This window comes from Falsiroseomonas ponticola, from assembly GCF_016805305.1.
Classification (GTDB): Bacteria; Pseudomonadota; Alphaproteobacteria; order Acetobacterales; family Acetobacteraceae; genus Falsiroseomonas; species Falsiroseomonas ponticola.
Genome location: NZ_JAERQN010000001.1, coordinates 292799 through 307718 on the forward strand (window position 1 = coordinate 292799; position 14920 = coordinate 307718).

General features: G+C 71.9%; 15 protein-coding genes. 6 read left to right on the forward strand and 9 right to left on the reverse strand.

What is annotated here, in order from left to right; all coding sequences use genetic code 11:
• Window positions 1–4: 4 nt before the first annotated feature.
• Window positions 5–982 (reverse strand): tripartite tricarboxylate transporter substrate-binding protein, encoded by a 978-nt coding sequence (locus tag JJI54_RS01405; protein WP_203070226.1) that lies wholly within the window; start codon window positions 980–982, stop codon window positions 5–7.
• Window positions 979–1911: a substrate-binding domain-containing protein gene (locus JJI54_RS01410; RefSeq protein WP_203070228.1), complete on the reverse strand. Its 933-nt coding sequence runs from the start codon at window positions 1909–1911 to the stop codon at window positions 979–981. Before JJI54_RS01410 ends, JJI54_RS01405 begins: the two co-directional genes overlap by 4 nt.
• Window positions 1912–2027: 116 nt before the next feature.
• On the opposite strand from JJI54_RS01410, the gene JJI54_RS01415 reads away from it, so the two are divergent.
• Entirely contained in the window at window positions 2028–2840 is an 813-nt protein-coding gene (locus JJI54_RS01415; protein WP_203070231.1) for an IclR family transcriptional regulator, read from the forward strand.
• A gap of 61 nt (window positions 2841–2901) precedes the next feature.
• Here JJI54_RS01415 and JJI54_RS01420 read toward each other — a convergent pair whose 3' ends face one another.
• On the reverse strand, window positions 2902–3267 hold the full coding sequence (locus JJI54_RS01420; protein ID WP_203070233.1) for a cupin domain-containing protein: 366 nt from the start codon (window positions 3265–3267) through the stop codon (window positions 2902–2904).
• Window positions 3264–4235 (reverse strand): tripartite tricarboxylate transporter substrate binding protein, encoded by a 972-nt coding sequence (locus tag JJI54_RS01425; protein ID WP_203070235.1) that lies wholly within the window; start codon window positions 4233–4235, stop codon window positions 3264–3266. The genes JJI54_RS01420 and JJI54_RS01425 overlap by 4 nt, the downstream gene beginning before the upstream one ends.
• A 79-nt stretch (window positions 4236–4314) precedes the next feature.
• On the opposite strand from JJI54_RS01425, the gene JJI54_RS01430 reads away from it, so the two are divergent.
• The gene (locus JJI54_RS01430) at window positions 4315–4923 is read left to right on the forward strand and encodes an NIPSNAP family protein (protein WP_203070237.1); all 609 of its coding nucleotides are present in this window, start codon (window positions 4315–4317) and stop codon (window positions 4921–4923) included.
• Here JJI54_RS01430 and JJI54_RS01435 read toward each other — a convergent pair.
• The 3 genes from JJI54_RS01435 to JJI54_RS01445 are packed head-to-tail and all read right to left on the reverse strand — an operon-like array spanning window position 4920 to window position 7229.
• Entirely contained in the window at window positions 4920–5591 is a 672-nt protein-coding gene (locus JJI54_RS01435; RefSeq protein ID WP_203070239.1) for a maleate cis-trans isomerase family protein, read from the reverse strand. The two genes, JJI54_RS01430 and JJI54_RS01435, sit on opposite strands and share 4 nt — an antisense overlap.
• A gap of 13 nt (window positions 5592–5604) precedes the next feature.
• Entirely contained in the window at window positions 5605–6165 is a 561-nt protein-coding gene (locus JJI54_RS01440) for a carboxymuconolactone decarboxylase family protein (protein ID WP_203070241.1), read from the reverse strand.
• Window positions 6162–7229, reverse strand: coding sequence for a WD40/YVTN/BNR-like repeat-containing protein (locus JJI54_RS01445; protein ID WP_203070243.1), 1068 nt, complete (start codon window positions 7227–7229; stop codon window positions 6162–6164). The genes JJI54_RS01440 and JJI54_RS01445 overlap by 4 nt, the downstream gene beginning before the upstream one ends.
• A 99-nt stretch (window positions 7230–7328) precedes the next feature.
• On the opposite strand from JJI54_RS01445, the gene JJI54_RS01450 reads away from it, so the two are divergent.
• Complete coding sequence (locus JJI54_RS01450) at window positions 7329–8294, forward strand: Bug family tripartite tricarboxylate transporter substrate binding protein (protein WP_226381335.1); 966 nt, start codon at window positions 7329–7331, stop codon at window positions 8292–8294.
• Between the two features lie 52 nt (window positions 8295–8346).
• A complete protein-coding gene (cnbZ, locus tag JJI54_RS01455) occupies window positions 8347–9093 on the forward strand; it encodes a 2-amino-5-chloromuconate deaminase CnbZ (protein ID WP_318987424.1) in 747 nt (248 codons plus the stop codon).
• An 89-nt stretch (window positions 9094–9182) separates the two neighbouring features.
• Here the strand turns inward: cnbZ and JJI54_RS01460 are convergent, their stop codons facing one another.
• Complete coding sequence (locus tag JJI54_RS01460; RefSeq protein ID WP_226381435.1) at window positions 9183–10139, reverse strand: tripartite tricarboxylate transporter substrate binding protein; 957 nt, start codon at window positions 10137–10139, stop codon at window positions 9183–9185.
• A gap of 101 nt (window positions 10140–10240) precedes the next feature.
• Here JJI54_RS01460 and JJI54_RS01465 point away from each other — a divergent pair, with 101 nt between their 5' ends.
• Entirely contained in the window at window positions 10241–12520 is a 2280-nt protein-coding gene (locus JJI54_RS01465; protein ID WP_226381336.1) for a xanthine dehydrogenase family protein molybdopterin-binding subunit, read from the forward strand.
• On the opposite strand, the gene JJI54_RS01470 is transcribed toward JJI54_RS01465, so the two are convergent.
• Window positions 12517–13575, reverse strand: coding sequence for an isocitrate/isopropylmalate dehydrogenase family protein (locus JJI54_RS01470; RefSeq protein WP_203070247.1), 1059 nt, complete (start codon window positions 13573–13575; stop codon window positions 12517–12519). The two genes, JJI54_RS01465 and JJI54_RS01470, sit on opposite strands and share 4 nt — an antisense overlap.
• Before the next feature lie 117 nt (window positions 13576–13692).
• On the opposite strand from JJI54_RS01470, the gene JJI54_RS01475 reads away from it, so the two are divergent.
• A complete protein-coding gene (locus JJI54_RS01475; protein ID WP_203070249.1) occupies window positions 13693–14919 on the forward strand; it encodes a CoA transferase in 1227 nt (408 codons plus the stop codon).
• Window position 14920 lies beyond the last annotated feature (1 nt).

Genomic DNA, 14920 nt, shown 5'->3' on the forward strand with positions numbered 1-14920 from the left:
GTTCCTATTCGGGCCTTACATTCGCGCGGGTGATCACGTCCTTCCACAGCGGCACCTCCCGCGCCAGGTGCGCCTGCATCTGCTCCGGCGTCGAATGCACCGGCGTGGCGCCGGCGGCGGCGAAGGCTTCCACCAGGCGCGGCCGGCGCAACGCCGTCGCGATCTCCGCATTCAGCCGCACGACGATCTCGGGCGGCGTGCCCTTGGGTGCGGCGATGCCCCACCAGTAGCTCATGTCGTAGCGGGGCACGCCCGCCTCGATGAAGGTCGGCACCTCCGGCAGCGCGGCGGAGCGCTGCGCGCCACTCACGCCGAGGCCGAGCAGCGTGCCCTGCCGCACATGCGCCACACCGGAGGCGAGGCTCGCGATCGCCATGTCCACGCGCCCGCCGATCACCTCCGCGATCGCGGCCGCGACGCCGCGATAGGGCACATGCAGCATCCGCGTGCCCGTCACGTTCAGCAGCAATTCCATGGCGAGATGCGCGGAGGACCCCTGCCCGCCGGAGCCGAAGGACAGCTCCCCCGGCCGCGCCCGCGCCATGGCCACCACCTCCGCCACCGTCTTCGCGCCGAGCGAGGGCTTCACCAGCAGGATGGAGGGGCTGTCCGCGATGCGGCTGACCTGCACCAGGTCCGTCAGCGGATCGTAAGGCAGGGCGGGGTAGAGGCCGACCGACATGGCCAGCGAATTATCCGTCAGCAGCAGGGTCAGCCCATCGGGGGCGGATCGCGCCGCCGCGGTGGCGCCCAGCGTCCCGCCCGCGCCGCCCCGGTTCTCCACCACCACCTGCTGGCCCAGCTGCTCCGTCAGCTCCTGCCCCAGCAGCCGGGCGGAGGCATCGGTGAAGGACCCCGGCGCGAAGGGCACGATGATGCGGATGGGGCGCCCCGGCCAGCCGGATTGCGCCCCGGATTGGGCCCGGGCGCCCCGCGGCAGGAAGGGCACCGCGAGAAGCGGCAGCAGGGTGCGGCGGTTCATGCGGTTGTTCCTCCCGGTTGGCGCCCGACGGCGTCCCGCCAGCGTGCCAGCAAGGCGGCGCGTCGGGCAGGGTCCAGCAGGCGCGGAAAATCCTCGTCCAGCGCGATCGGCGCGATCGGGCGCGGCGGCGGCTGCGTGACGGGCCAGAACCCCCCCTCCGCCAGCGCCGCCTGGCCTTCCGGGGATACGAGATGCGCCAGGAAGGCACTCGCCGCCGCCGGATTCGCCGCGCGCTTCGGGATGAAGGCCAGCCGCGCCACCGCCGGCGCCGGGGCGGCGGAGGGGGCGATCACGGGATTCCCGCCCCCTTGGCCCGCCGCCTCCGCCCGCAGCGCATAGGCGCCGAGCACATGCACCGCCAGCTGCCCGCCATGGTTCACCAGGGATGGCGCGGAGCCGCCCAGGAAGGGGGTGCAGGCCGCCAGCGCATCCAGCCCCGCCTCGAACCCCGGATCGCGCAGGGAGGCATCCAGCAGCGCCAGGAAGCCCAGCCCATTCGCCTCGATATCCGGCATGGCCACCCGGCCCGCGAAGCGTGCGGGATCGGCGCCGATCAGCGCCGCGATCTCCCCGAAGCTTCCGGCAGGGGCGACCGGCCCGCGCAGCAGGGTGAAGACGGGCTCCCGCGTCGTCGCCAGCGCCAGGCCGCGCCAGTCGCAGCCCGGGGGCAGGGCATGCGCCACGCCATGGGGCTCGGCATGCCCCTCCAGCACCAGGCCCATCAGCTGGTCCATGGCGCTGGACCAGTAGAGGTCCGGCATGGCGCCGCCGGCCGCATGCGCCGCCAGGTAGCGCTGGTGCAGGGCGGTCGAGATGCCGAAGACGAAATCGACCTCCACCCCCGGATGCCGGGCGGCGAAGCCCGCCAGCAGCGCGGCGCAATAGGGCCGTTCCGCCGCCGAGAGGATGGTCAGGCGGCCGGCCGTCATGCGGCGGAACCCCGCCCCTGCGCGGATGGGCACAGCCGCGCTATACACGCTGCGGAAATGGTCGCTTTCTCCCCCATACGAGCCGACGCTATCCAGGCCCTTTCGGATTGTCCAGCATGACGGGATTTCCTTCGGAAGACGCGCGCAGCGCCAGCAGCCTCGAGAAGATGCTGGGCCTGCTCGACGTCTTCACCACCGCCGCCCCCGCCTGGTCCACGGAGGCGCTGATCCGCCATTCCGGCACCTCGCGCTCCACCTGCTACCGCTACATCAAGGCGCTGCAGGCGGCGGGGCTGCTGACGCCGGTGGCGGGCGGGGCCTGGATGCTGGGGCCGCGGATCATCGAACTCGACCGCACCATGCGCTTCTGCGACCCCGTCACGGCCGGCGGCACCCCCGCCATGCAGCGCCTGGCGGCGGAGACGGGGCATACCGGCCTGCTCTGCCTGCTGTTCAGCGACACGGTGATGTGCGTGGGCGATGCCCCCGCCCCCGGCGCGCCGGAGGGGCTGTTCAGCCGCGGCATGCGCCGTCCGCTCTTCGCCGGCGCGGCCAGCAAGGTGATCCTGGCCCACCTGCCGCCGCACCAGCTGCGCGCCCTGTTCGGCCGCCACCGCAGCACCATCGGCGCCGCCGGGCTGGGCGCGGATTGGGAGAGTTTCCGCGCCACGCTGCGCGCCATCCGCGATGCCGGGCATTGCGTGACGCAGTCCGAATTCATGCCGGGCATCATCGGCATCGCCGCGCCGCTGTTCAACGCGGATCGCGGCGTGCTGGGCAGCATCGGCATCGCCGCCCCCATCGGCAATGCCCCCGCCACCACCCGCCCGCTGCTGGCCGAACGCGTGATGCAGGCGGCGCGGGAAGCCTGCGACGCCATCGCGGAACAGCAGACCGTGGCCGCCCTGCCCGCCCGCGCCGTCGGGTGAAGCACGATCCGGTCGAGCCGACGCAGCTTGACCGGATGTCGTGCGGAGCAGACGACGAGGCCTACACCGCCACCGGCGCGGTGATCACCAGGAACACCAGGTTGCCGAGGCCGGTGTTGTGCAGGGCATGCGGCACGGTCGGCGGGATGAAGACGTAGCTGTTCTTCCGCACCACCACCTTGCGCTCCCCGATGGTCAGCAGGCCCTCGCCCTCGATGAAGTGGTAGATCTGCTCCTTGGCCTCATGGGCGTGCAGCGCGACATGCGCGCGCGGTTCGTAGGAGGAGATGCGGTAGTCGATCACCCGCGACCCGCCCTCCCCGGCCGCGACCAGGATCTTCGAGAGTGCCCCGCCATGGTGGCCGGGGCTTTCCTCCCACAGCACTTCCGCGAGTTCGCGCAGCACCGCGTCCTTCGCCACGCTCATTCCGCCACCTCGAAGCGCACATGCCGGGCGAGGTCAGCCCAGCGGTTCAACTCGCCCTCCAGATAGGCGCGCATCTGCTCCGGCGTGCCGCCCTGCGCCTCCACCCCGATGCCGCGGAACCGCTCCGCGATGGCGGGGTCGCGCAGCGCGGCCGCGACGCCCTGCTGGATCTGGTTCACGATGGCGGGCGGCATCCCCGCGGGGCCCATCAGGCCCAGCCATTCATACAGCGCGAAGCCCGGGATCGCGGCCTCCGCGATGGTCGGCACCTGGGGCAGCGCGCCGCTGCGCGTGGCGCCCGTGACGCCGAGCGCCCGCAACTGCCCCGCCGTGATGAAGGGATGCGCCGTCGGCAGCACGGCAAACACGTAGGAAAGCCGCCCCGCGACGAGGTCCGTCATCACCTGCCCGCCGCCGCGATAGGGCACATGCACGGCCTGGATGCCGGCGGCATGGTTGAACATCTCCGACGACAGGTGATTGCCGCTGCCATTGCCGGCGGAGCCGTAGTTCATCTGCCCCTGCTGCGCCCGCGCCAGGCTGATGAACTCCGCCACGCTGCGCGCGGGCGATGACGGGTGCACCACCAGCACGGTCGGCACCAGCCCCACCAGGCTGACCGGCGTGAAATCCGTGCGCGCGTCATAGGGGATGCTGCGAAACAGCACGGGATTCGCGGCCAGCGCCGTGGTGCCCAGCACCAGCGTATGCCCATCCGGCGCGCTGCGGGCGGCGAAGCCGAAGCCGATCATCGCGGCGCCGCCCGGCCGGTTGTCCACCACCACCTGCTGGCCGAGCTCATCGCCCAGCTTCGGCGCCAGGATGCGCGCCGCGATGTCGGTGATGCCGCCGGGGCCATAGGGCACGACCAGCCGGATCGGCCGGTCCGGGAAGGCCCCCGCCGGTGAGATCATCGCCGGCACGGACAATCCCATCGCCAGCAGCGCGCCGAGAACGAGACGCCGCATCCTTCGCTTCCTCCGCCCGGCTATTGCCGGTTGGCGATGATTGGTCCCACGATACGGGAGAAAATCAAGGGGGAAGCGCGTGATCGACGAGCTGCGGATCTACACGCTGCGCCCGGGCGCCATGCCGCGCTACCTGGACCTGGCGGCCAAGGTCGCCGTGCCCATCCGCGGCGATCGCCACGGCACGCTGCTGGGCTTCTGGTCCAACGAGGCCGGCGCCGCCAACAGCGTGGTGAATCTCTGGCGGCACCGGAGCCTGGAGTCCCGGCAGGCCGTGCGGCGCACGCTGGAGGCCTTGCCCGCATGGCGGGAGCAGTACCTCGCCGGCGTGCGCCCGCTGATGCTGCGCCAAATCGTGCGCTTCCTGGACCCCGTGCTGCCGCTGGCGGCACCGACGACGCCCGGCCCACACCTCTACGAACAGCGCCTGTTCCGCGCCCGGGCCGGGGAGGCCGCGCGCCTGGCGGAGGCGCTGGCGCGGGACGGGGAGCCCGGCCAGATCGCGCTCTGGACCAGCTTCGCCGGCCCGATCAATGAGGTCGTGCAGCTGCTGGCCCATGCGGACCCCGCCGCGCGCTTCACGCGCAGCCTCTGCGGCCCGGACGGCGCGATGGTCCGCCACGCCGCGCTGGTCGAGGAGGTGGAGACCAGCCTGATGCTGCCCGCCCCCCACTCCCCGCTGCGCTAAGCCATGACCCGCTGCGCATCCCAGGCCGTGGCCTGGATGGAGGAGAGCGCCGGGCGGTGGAACTTCGCGGCCAGCCCCTCCAGCACCGCATGCGTCGGCAGCTGGGAGCAGCCGATGAAGAGGGCGTCGCAATCCCGCCCCATCGTCGTCTCCGCCAGGCCCCGCACCTGCTCCGCCGTGATGCGGCCGAGCGCGTTCACATCCGGCGCGCGGAAACTCGCCAACCGCTCCACCGCGATCCCGCCATCGGCCAGGAAATGCGTGAGCTGTTCGTTCACCGCATCCTGGTAGGGCGTGACCACCGCGATGCGCCTGGCCCCGGCGGCCTGCAGCGCCACCACCATGGCGCGCGCCGTCGTCACCACCGGCAGCCCCGTCACCCGCGCCAGCTCCGCCTGCAGCGCCGCATCCCCCTTCGGCCCGCTGATGAACCCCGCCGCGGTGCAGCCATAGGCGAGGATGTCGTGCGTGGTCCTCGAGAAATGCTGGGCGGCCAGCGCCACGGCGGCATCGCGATAGGCGGGCATCGTCTCCCGCGTCAGCAGCCCCGCGCCGCGGGGAATGCCCACGCGCGTCACCGTGGAGCCCGGCGGCAGCCAGGCCGCGAGTTCGCCCTCCATCGTCGTGTTGTTGATCGGCACCATCAGCCCGACACGAAGCGCGCGCATCATAGCGCCCCCCTCACAGCACAGGCAGCGGATCGGGCGTATTGTCCGGCAGGGCCGGGCGCGCCGTGTTCAGCACCATCGCCAGCATGGTGTAGTAGCCGCAGAGCGCCAGCAGATCGAGCACGCCTGCCCGGCCGAACCGCGCCACGGCCTGGTCGTAGAGCGCATCCGGCGGCGTGCCGTCCCTGTGCACGGCCACCGCGAAATCATGCACCAGCGCCTGGTCGTCGTTCATCCCGGCAGGCCGCTGGCCCTTCGCGATCGCCTCGATGATCGGCTCGGGCAGGCCCTCGCTGCGCGCGATGCGGGCATGGGCGAACCATTCGTACTGGCAGGTCCACTTCCGCGCCGTCACCAGGATCAGCAGCTCCACCAGGGATTGCGTGATGCCCGTGCCGAAGCGCAGATGCTCCCCCAGCGCCTGCACGCGCATGGCAAGCTGGGGGTTGTGCAGCAGCGCCAGGAAGGGCCCGCGCACGCTGCCGCGCGGCCCGCCGGCAATCGCGGCCACGACCTCCTTCTGCGCGTCGCTCATCTGCTCCGCCGGGATGGCGGGAAACCGGACCTCGTTCATGCCGCGTGCTGCCTCGCCATGGGGTGGTTGAGTTCCGCCGCGGTCTGCACCGGGCGGGTGATGGAATGGGGCTGCTGCCTGATATCATCGGGCAGGCTGCGCCACAGCAGGGCGCGGATTTCCCCGAACTGGTGCGGCAGCCTCTCCCAGCTTTCGCCGCCATCCCTGCTGCGGAAGACCTCCCCCAGATTGGTGGCGCAGAGCAGGAACATGGGGTCGGCGGCATCCGCGGCGATGCACCACACCGTGCTGTTCACCCCACCCGGCAGCCCCGCATCTTCCCATGTGCGGCCATGGTCGCGCGAGCGCAGCAGAAACCCGTCATTCCCCGGCGGGCCGTTGCCGCTGCCGAGGAACACCACGCCCGACCCATCCGCGCGCGGCGTCACGCCCCGCGTATAGGGCCAGGGCGTCGGCAAATCCTGCAGCACCCAGTTGGCGCCGTCATCCTCGCTGCGATGCAGCCCGCGATTGGTGGTGGCCAGCAGCGCCTTGCCGCCACCGGGCAGCGGGATCACCGCCAGCCCATGCACATCGCCCGAGACCAGGCCATGGCCCCGCTCCGCCCAGGTGAGGCCCCGGTCGCGGCTGACGAAGATGCTGCCGATCTCGACGGAGGCCCAGACCGTGCCGTCATCCACCGGGTCGAACAGGATCTGCGTGACGCGCGTCGGCCCCATGTTCTGCGTCGAGAAATCCGCCATGCCCGGCGCCGGCATCCGCGCCCAGCTCTGCCCCGCATCGGTGGAGCGCCAGAACCCCGCCGGCCGCGTGCCGGCCACCAGCACATCCGGGTCCTGCGGATCGATCGCGATCGCCCAGACATCCTCCATCGGCGCCGGCAGCCTCGTGAAGCGCGCCGTCGTCTCGTCCCAGCGATAGACGCCCATATCGGTGGCGGCGAACATCCGCCCGGGAGTCGCGGGATGCGCGGCGAAGCCCCAGACGCGCGCTTCCAGATACATCCCGGAATGGCTGTTGGGATGGACCCAGCGCAGGCCGAGATCCTCGCTGAACCAGGCCGAATGGCCGGCCGTGCCGGCATAGAGGTATTTGGCGGCCAAGCGTTCCTCCGCGCGGGTCGTGCTTGACCCTTGGGGCGAATCAATCCCACCATACGAAAAACAATGTCAAGGCGGCCGCCGCCTGGCGAGGAGAACGTCATGAGGATCACCCGGCGCGCCCTGCTCGGCGCCGCCCCGCTGCTGGCCATGCCCGCGCGCGCGCAGGGCAGCTTCCCCCAGCGCCCCATCCGCATCGTCATCGGCTTCCCGCCCGGCGGCGGCATCGACATCCTGGCCCGCCTCATGGCGCCCCATATGGGCGCGCGCCTCGGCCAGCCCGTGGTGGTGGAGAACCGCCCCGGCGCCAATGGCCTGGTCGCGACCCAGGCGGTGCTGGGCGCGGAGCCCGATGGCCACACCATCTTCTTCGGCACCACCGGCAACCTCGCCGTGAATGCGGGGCTCTACCCCAATGCGGGCTTCGACCTGCTGCGGGACATGGCACCGCTCTCGCTCGTGGCCTCGCTGCCCTTCGTCATGGTGGTGAACCCCGCCGTCGCGGCGCGGGACGTGGCGGAATTCATCGCGCTCGCCAAGGCGCGGCCGGGCACGCTGAACTACGCCTCCTCCGGCAATGGCGGGCTGCCGCACCTCTCCGGCGAATTGCTGAACGCGGCAGCCGGGATCAGCACGATCCATGTGCCCTATCGCGGCAGCGCGCCGGCCTTCACGGATGTCATCGCCGGGCAGTGCCAGTTCATGTTCGATGCGCTGGCCATCGCGCAGCCGCACATCGCCTCCGGCCGCGTCCGCGCGCTCGGCGTCACCGGGCCGCGGCCCATGGCATCCCTCCCCGGCGTGCCGCCCGTGGCGGCGACGGTGCCGGGGTATGAGGTGGTGAACTGGTACGGCATGACGCTCCGCGCCGGCACGCCCGCGCCCCTCGTCATGCGCCTCCAGGCGGAGATCGACGCCGCGCTGAAGGTGCCGGAAGTCGCGGAACGCTCCGCCGCCCTCGGCCTCGACCTCGTCGGCAGCACGCCGGAGGAATTCGCCACCTTCCAGCGTGCCGAGATCGCGAAATGGGGCGAGGTCGTGCGCCGCGGCAACATCAAGCCGGATTGAGGCGGCGCGCCGCGCTGCGTAGCCTGCCGGCACAGCCCGGAAGGATCATGCCGTGACCGCCATCCCCGTCGCGCAGGCCGGCTTCCGCTTCATGCCCGGCGTCTTCCAGTATTCCGGCGGCGTCGCCGCGCTGCCGGGCTTCCGGCTGGAACGCGCCCGCTTCGCGGAGCCGGTGCCGATGGCGGAGGGCTGGCGCCGCATCGCTTCCCACCTGGCCGCGCTCGGCCGGCCGCTCACCGCCTTCTGCGCCTGCGAACTCCGCTCCCCCGCCCCCTTCACGGAGGCAGGCTTCGTCACCTTCAACCGCGCCTATGCCGCGGTGCTCGGCGAATGGGGCGTGCTGGTGGACGGCCGCAACCCCGTGGCGCGCAGCAATGTCTGCCCCGAACTCGCACCCCCCGCGGAGCCCGGCTTCCACGCCTTCAGCTACACCGTTCCCGATGCCGCCGCCCCGCCCAGCTTCGTCGTCGCCGGCAGCGGGGAAGCCCCCGAAGGCCACGCCAACTACCGCGACCACATCGTGGCGCTGGACGACACCTCCGCTGGCGGCATGCGCCGCAAGGCCGATTGGGTGCTGGGCGAGATGGAGCGCCGCATGGCCGCGCTGGACGGCCGCTGGGCCATGACCACCGGCGTGCAGGCCTATACCGTGCACGACATCCACCCCTTCCTGGCGGAGGCGCTGGTCGCGCGCGGCGCGGCGCGCCACGGCGTCACCTGGCAGTTCTGCCGGCCGCCCGTCGTCGGGCTGGACTACGAGATGGATTGCCGGGCGGTAGCCGTCGAACGGGTGCTGTAGGTCGCTCGTCCATCCAAAGCATGCTTGCAGGGGGGCGCCGCCCCCCTGCACCCCCGGCCAGGGGCGAACCGCCCCTGGACCGTCTCGAATCAGTCCAGCCGCGCGCCGGTCTGCCGCACCGCCTCGCCCCAGACGCGCATCTCCTGCTCCAGGAAGCGCGCGAAATCGGCGGGCGTGCCGCCGATCGCCTCCGCGCCCAGCTCCGCCAGCCGCGCCCGCAGATCCGGCGCCTGCATCGCCAGCCCCATCTCCGCCCCCAGCCGCGCGACGATGGCGGGGTCCGTGCCCGCCGGGAACAGCGCACCCTGCCAGACCGTGACGTCGAAGCCCGGCAGCCCGCTCTCCGCGATGGTCGGCACCTCCGGCAATGCCGGCGCCCGCCGCGCGCCGCTCACCGCCAGGCCCCGCAGCTGCCCCGCCGCGATGCCGGGGGCGGAGGACAGCACATTGTCGAAGGCCACCGCGATGCGCCCGCCCATGATGTCCGTCAGCACCGCGGGGCTGCCGCGATAGGGCACATGCACCATGTCGATCCCCGCCTGGGACTTGATCATCTCCATCGCCAGGTGCCCCGCCGTGCCATTGCCGGCGGAGCCGTAGGAGAGCGCCCCCGGCCTGGCCTTCGCCGCCGCCACCAGGTCCCCCAGGCTGCGCAGCGGCAGCGCCGGATCGGCGATCAGCACATAGGGTGCCGAGGTCAGCAGCGAGACGGGCGCGAAGCCCCGGATCGGGTCGAAGGGCAGGCTGCGGAACAGATGCGCGTTGTTGACGTGGCTCGGCCCGGTGATCAGCAGCGTGTAGCCATCCGGCGCCGCCTTGGCCGCCGCATCCGTGCCGATATTCCCCGCGCCACCGGGCCGGTTGTCGATGACGAATTGCCGCCCGAGCCGTTCCTGCAGCTTCGCCGACACCGCCCGCGCGACGAGGTCCGCCCCGCCACCGGCGGCGAAGGGCACGATGACGCGCACCGGCCGCGCGGGCCAGGCCTCCTGGGCCAGGGCGGGCGCCGAGAGCGCCGCCGCCAGCATCGCCCGCCGTGTCACCATCGCCCGCACCCCTTGTATCCCAGCCCAGCCTAGGCGCCGCCGGCCCACCGTTGCAATCGCCGCCCCGCGCGGCGATGGTCCCGGCATCCAAGGGAGTCTGCATGGCCTTCGACGTCCTTCCGGGTCTCGGTTCACCGATGCGGCGGCTGGAAGACCCCCGCCTGCTGACCGGCGGCGGCCGCTACATGGCCGATGCCGCCGCACCCCACGCGCTGCACGCCGTCTTCCTCCGCTCCCCCCACGCCCACGCCCGGATCGTCGCGATCGATGCGGCGGAAGCCCGCGCCCTGCCCGGCGTCGCCGCCATCATCACGGCGGAGGACACGGCGACGCTCGGCCACAACCCCGCCGTGACGGAGATCAAGGACCCCACCGGCCGCCGCCACATCGAGCCGCCCCGCCTGCCCATCGCCCGCGACCGCGTCCGCCATGTCGGGGAGATCGTGGCCATGGTGGTCGCGGAAAGCCTCGCCCAGGCGCGCGACGCGGCGGAGGCCATCGTGGTCGACTACGATCCCCTCCCCGCCGTCATCCGCGGCGACGATGCGCTCGCGCCCGGCGCGCCGCTGGTGCATGAGGAAGCCCCCGGCAATCTGGTCTGCGACTGGCACAAGGGCGATGCCGCCGCGGTGGACGCCGCCTTCGCCGCCGCCGCGCATGTCACCCGCGTCGCCTTCCGGTCCCCCCGCATCCTGGCCGGCTATATCGAGCCGCGCGGCGCGCTGGCGCAGTGGCAGGCGGGGCGCGTCACGCTCACCACGCCCTCCCAGGGCGTGCACCTGCTCCACCGCATCCTCTGCGACCACATCCTGAAGATCCCGCGCGAGAGCCTGCGCGTGGTGACGGAGGATGTCGGCGGCGGCTTCGGCCCCAAGCTGCCGCCCTATCCCGAACAGGCGCTCGCCGTCCTCGCCGCGATGCGGCTGGAACGCGATGTCCGCTGGGTGCAGGACCGCACGGAGCATCACCTTGCCGACACCCATGCGCGGGACCTCGTCGCCGAAGCCGCGCTCGCTCTCGACGAAGACGGCCGCTTCACCGCCATCCGCGTGGAAGGGGTGGCGAATTTCGGCGCCTATGTCTCCACCGTGAATCCCACCATCCCGACCGGCGGCATGGCCAAGGTCATCACCGGCCTCTACGCCATCCCCGCCGCCCACCTTCATCTGCGCTGCGCCTTCACGCACACGGCGCCGGTCGATGCCGTGCGCGGCGCCGGCAAGCCGGAGGCGCTGGTGCTGCTCGAACGCCTGGTGGACCAGGCGGCGCGGGAGACGGGGCGCGACCCCGTCACGCTGCGCCGCCTCAACCTGGTGCCGTCCTTCCCGCATGCGACGCCGCTGGGCTACCGCTATGACAGCGGCGACTACCCGGCGCTGATGGACCAGGTGCTGACGCGGGCCGACGATGCCGGCTATGCCGCGCGCCGCGCGGCCTCCCGCGCACGCGGCCTCCGCCGCGGCCGCGGCTTCTCCTGCCACCTGCACGGCTCCGGCGGCTGGGGCACGGAGACCTCCGGCGTCAGCATCCTGCCCGATGGCACCGTCGAAGCCCGCACCGGCACGCAGAGCCAGGGCCAGGGCCATGCCACCGCCTATGCGCAGATCCTCGCCGCGCGGCTCGGCCTCGACCCGGCGCTGATCCGCATCGTGCAGGGCGACAGCGATCGCATCCCGCGCGGCGGCGGCACCGGCGGCTCCTCCTCCACCATCATCTCCGGCGCCACCATGACCCGCGCCGCCGACACCCTCATCGAGCAGGGGCGGGAGGCAGCGGCGGAGGCGCTGGAAGCCGCCGCCATCGACATCGTCTTCGAGGCCGGCGCCTACACCATCGCCGGCACCGACCGCCGCATCACGCTCCTCGATCTCGCCGCCCGCACCGGCGGCCTGAGCGCTTCCGCCGATTTCGCCGACACGGTGGAGACATGGCCGACCGGCATCGCCATCGCGGAGGTGGAGGTGGATCCCGAGACCGGCGCCGTCACGCTGGACCGCTTCGCCGCCGCCATCGATGCCGGGCTGGTCGTGAACCCGATGCTGCTCGGCGGCCAGCTGCATGGCGGCTATGCCGCCGGCATCGGCCAGGCGCTGATGGAGGATGCGCGCTATGACGAGGATGGCCAGATGCAGGCCGCGACCCTGATGGACTACGCCATGCCGCGCGCCGGGGATTTTCCCGCGCTGGACTGGGTTTCCGTCCCCACCCCCAGCCCCAACAACATCCTCGGCATCAAGGGCGTCGGCGAATTGCCGACCAACGGCGCCCCCGCCGCCCTCGCCAATGCGGTGATCGATGCGCTGGCGGCGGATGGCGTGACGCATATCGAGCTGCCCATGACCCCGGCCCGGGTCTGGGCAGCCCTGGCGGCCGCAACCTAGCGCTTCAAGCGCGACGCCACCGCGGCACCGGCCTCGGCGGTGCCGAGCTTGCCGCCGATGTCGCGCGTGCACTGGCCGGCGGCGATCGCCTCCGCCATCGCCTGCTCGATCGCCGTGCCGGCCTCGACAAACCGCGCCTCGCCCTTGCGGCGGCCATGCCAGGACAGCAGCAGCGCGGTGGAAAGGATCAGGGAGGCCGGGTTGGCGATACCCTGCCCCGCGATATCCGGCGCCGATCCATGCGCGGCCTGCGCCATCGCCGTCTCCGCCCCCGCATTCAGCGACCCGCCAAGGCCGAGGCTGCCCGACATCTCCGCCGTGAGGTCGGAGAGGATGTCGCCGAACATGTTGGTGGTGACGATGACGTCGAAGCGCGCGGGGTTGCGCACGACATGCGCCATCATCGCATCGACGATGATTTCTTCCAGCTCAATCTCAGGAAAATCCTTCTGCACCTCCCGGCAGCACGCCAGAAACATGCCGTCGCCCACGCTCAGCACATTCGCCTTGTGCACCGCCGTCACCTTGCCCCGGCGGCGCGCCGCGAGCTCGAAGGCGCTGCGCGCGATGCGCAGGCAGGCCGGGCGCGTGATCTTGCGCATGGACACCACGACATCGGGCGTGACGAGGATTTCCGCATTGCCCGCTTCCATGTTGCGGTCGGCGTAGAAGCCCTCCGTATTCTCCCGCACCACCACCAGGTCGAACTGCCCGAGCCGCGCCGGCATCCCCGCATAGGTGCGCGCGGGGCGGATATTGGCGTAGAGGTCGAGCCCCTTGCGGAAGAAGGCGGAGGGCCCGACCTGCTTCGCATCGCCCTTCTTGTAGTCGAGCGTCGAGGTCGGCCCCATCACGAAGCCATCCGCGGCCTTCACGCGGTCCAGCAGCTCCGGCTTCACCGTCGTGCCATGCAGGCGGAAGCTCTCCAGCCCGACCACGTCATGCTCCATCTCGATGCCGAGCTGGAAGGCCTCCGACGCCGCGCGCAGCACCCCGGTGGTGGCTTCCGTGATCTCGGGGCCGATGCCGTCGCCGGGCAGCACGATGATTTTCATGGGGGCCTTCCTTCTTGCCTGGCCCGGGGTCGATCACGCCGCGCGCAAGGGGTCAAGGGTGGGCGGGCGCGGGCGGCGCGCTATACTGGCGGGTAGGAACACGCCCGGGGCCCTCGCATGACCAGTGACGCCATCCTTGCCGATCTCAGCGTGGTGGAGGTCTCGGCCTTCGTCGCGGCACCGATGGGCGGCATGACGCTGGCGCAGATGGGGGCGGAGGTGATCCGCATCGACCCGATCGGCGGCAACATCGACCATGGCCGCTGGCCCTTGGCGCCCAACGGCAACAGCCTCTACTGGGCCAGCCTCAACAAGGGCAAGCGATCCGTCTGCCTGGCGCTGAACACGCCGGAGGGGCGGGAGATCGCGACCGCGCTGATCACGCAGCCCGGCGAGGGCCGAGGCATCCTGCTGACCAATTTGCCCGCCAGCGGCTGGATGAGCCATGCCGCGCTGTCGGCGAAGCGCGCCGACCTCATCATGCTGAAGCTGACCGGCAACCATGATGGGTCGGGCGCGGTGGACTACACCGTGAATTGCGCCAGCGGCTTCCCCATGGCGACCGGGGAGGGCGCCAATCCCGTCAACCATGTGCTGCCGGCCTGGGATGTCGCGGCGGGCCTCTACCTCTCGACCGGCCTGCTGGCGGCGGAGCGCGCGCGGAAGAAGGACGGCCAGGGGCGGGAGGTGACGCTGGCGCTCTCCGACGTGATGCTCGCGACCGTCGCCAATCTCGGCTATGTCGCCGATGTGCAGGTGAATGGCGCGGTGCGGCCCGCCATGGGCAACGATCTCTACGGCGCCTATGGCAAGGATTTCCCGACCAGCGACGGGCGCCGCATCATGATCGCCGCCATCTCCAACCGGCAATGGAAGGCGATCGGCAAGGCGACGGGCCTTAGCGACAAGATCGCGATGATCGGCCCCATGCTCGACGTGGACCTCGACGATGAGGGCGGGCGGTTCGAGGCGCGGCACGCCATCTCCGCCGTGCTGGCGCCCTGGTTCGCGAAGCGCACGCTGGCCGAGATCACCACGGCCTTCGAGGGCAGCGGCATCCTCTGGGGCCCCTACCAGGATTTCGGGCAGCTGGTGCGGGAGGATGCGCGATGCTCCACCGCAAACCCCCTCTTCGCGGAGATCGAGCAGCCCGGCATCGGCCGCCTGCTGGCGCCCGCCATCCCGCTGAGCTTCGGCGGCCCCGCGGTGCGCCTGCCGCCGGTGCCGGCGCCGCGGCTGGGCGAGCATACCGACATGGTGCTGGCGGAACGCCTCGGCCTCACCATGTCCGCGATCGGAAAACTGCATGATGCCGGCATCGTCGCCGGCGCCAAGGATCACTGAC

What these genes read in the sequence shown, in the direction of transcription:
- JJI54_RS01465 (WP_226381336.1), top strand. Translation starts at nt 10,241, where the DNA reads ATGGCCTTCGACGTCCTTCCGGGTCTCGGTTCACCGATGCGGCGGCTG.
- JJI54_RS01460 (WP_226381435.1), bottom strand. Translation starts at nt 10,139, where the DNA reads ATGGTGACACGGCGGGCGATGCTGGCGGCGGCGCTCTCGGCGCCCGCC.
- JJI54_RS01450 (WP_226381335.1), top strand. Translation starts at nt 7,329, where the DNA reads ATGAGGATCACCCGGCGCGCCCTGCTCGGCGCCGCCCCGCTGCTGGCC.
- JJI54_RS01470 (WP_203070247.1), bottom strand. Translation starts at nt 13,575, where the DNA reads ATGAAAATCATCGTGCTGCCCGGCGACGGCATCGGCCCCGAGATCACG.
- JJI54_RS01425 (WP_203070235.1), bottom strand. Translation starts at nt 4,235, where the DNA reads ATGCGGCGTCTCGTTCTCGGCGCGCTGCTGGCGATGGGATTGTCCGTG.
- JJI54_RS01415 (WP_203070231.1), top strand. Translation starts at nt 2,028, where the DNA reads ATGACGGGATTTCCTTCGGAAGACGCGCGCAGCGCCAGCAGCCTCGAG.
- JJI54_RS01440 (WP_203070241.1), bottom strand. Translation starts at nt 6,165, where the DNA reads ATGAACGAGGTCCGGTTTCCCGCCATCCCGGCGGAGCAGATGAGCGAC.
- JJI54_RS01405 (WP_203070226.1), bottom strand. Translation starts at nt 982, where the DNA reads ATGAACCGCCGCACCCTGCTGCCGCTTCTCGCGGTGCCCTTCCTGCCG.
- JJI54_RS01435 (WP_203070239.1), bottom strand. Translation starts at nt 5,591, where the DNA reads ATGCGCGCGCTTCGTGTCGGGCTGATGGTGCCGATCAACAACACGACG.
- JJI54_RS01410 (WP_203070228.1), bottom strand. Translation starts at nt 1,911, where the DNA reads ATGACGGCCGGCCGCCTGACCATCCTCTCGGCGGCGGAACGGCCCTAT.
- JJI54_RS01420 (WP_203070233.1), bottom strand. Translation starts at nt 3,267, where the DNA reads ATGAGCGTGGCGAAGGACGCGGTGCTGCGCGAACTCGCGGAAGTGCTG.
- JJI54_RS01475 (WP_203070249.1), top strand. Translation starts at nt 13,693, where the DNA reads ATGACCAGTGACGCCATCCTTGCCGATCTCAGCGTGGTGGAGGTCTCG.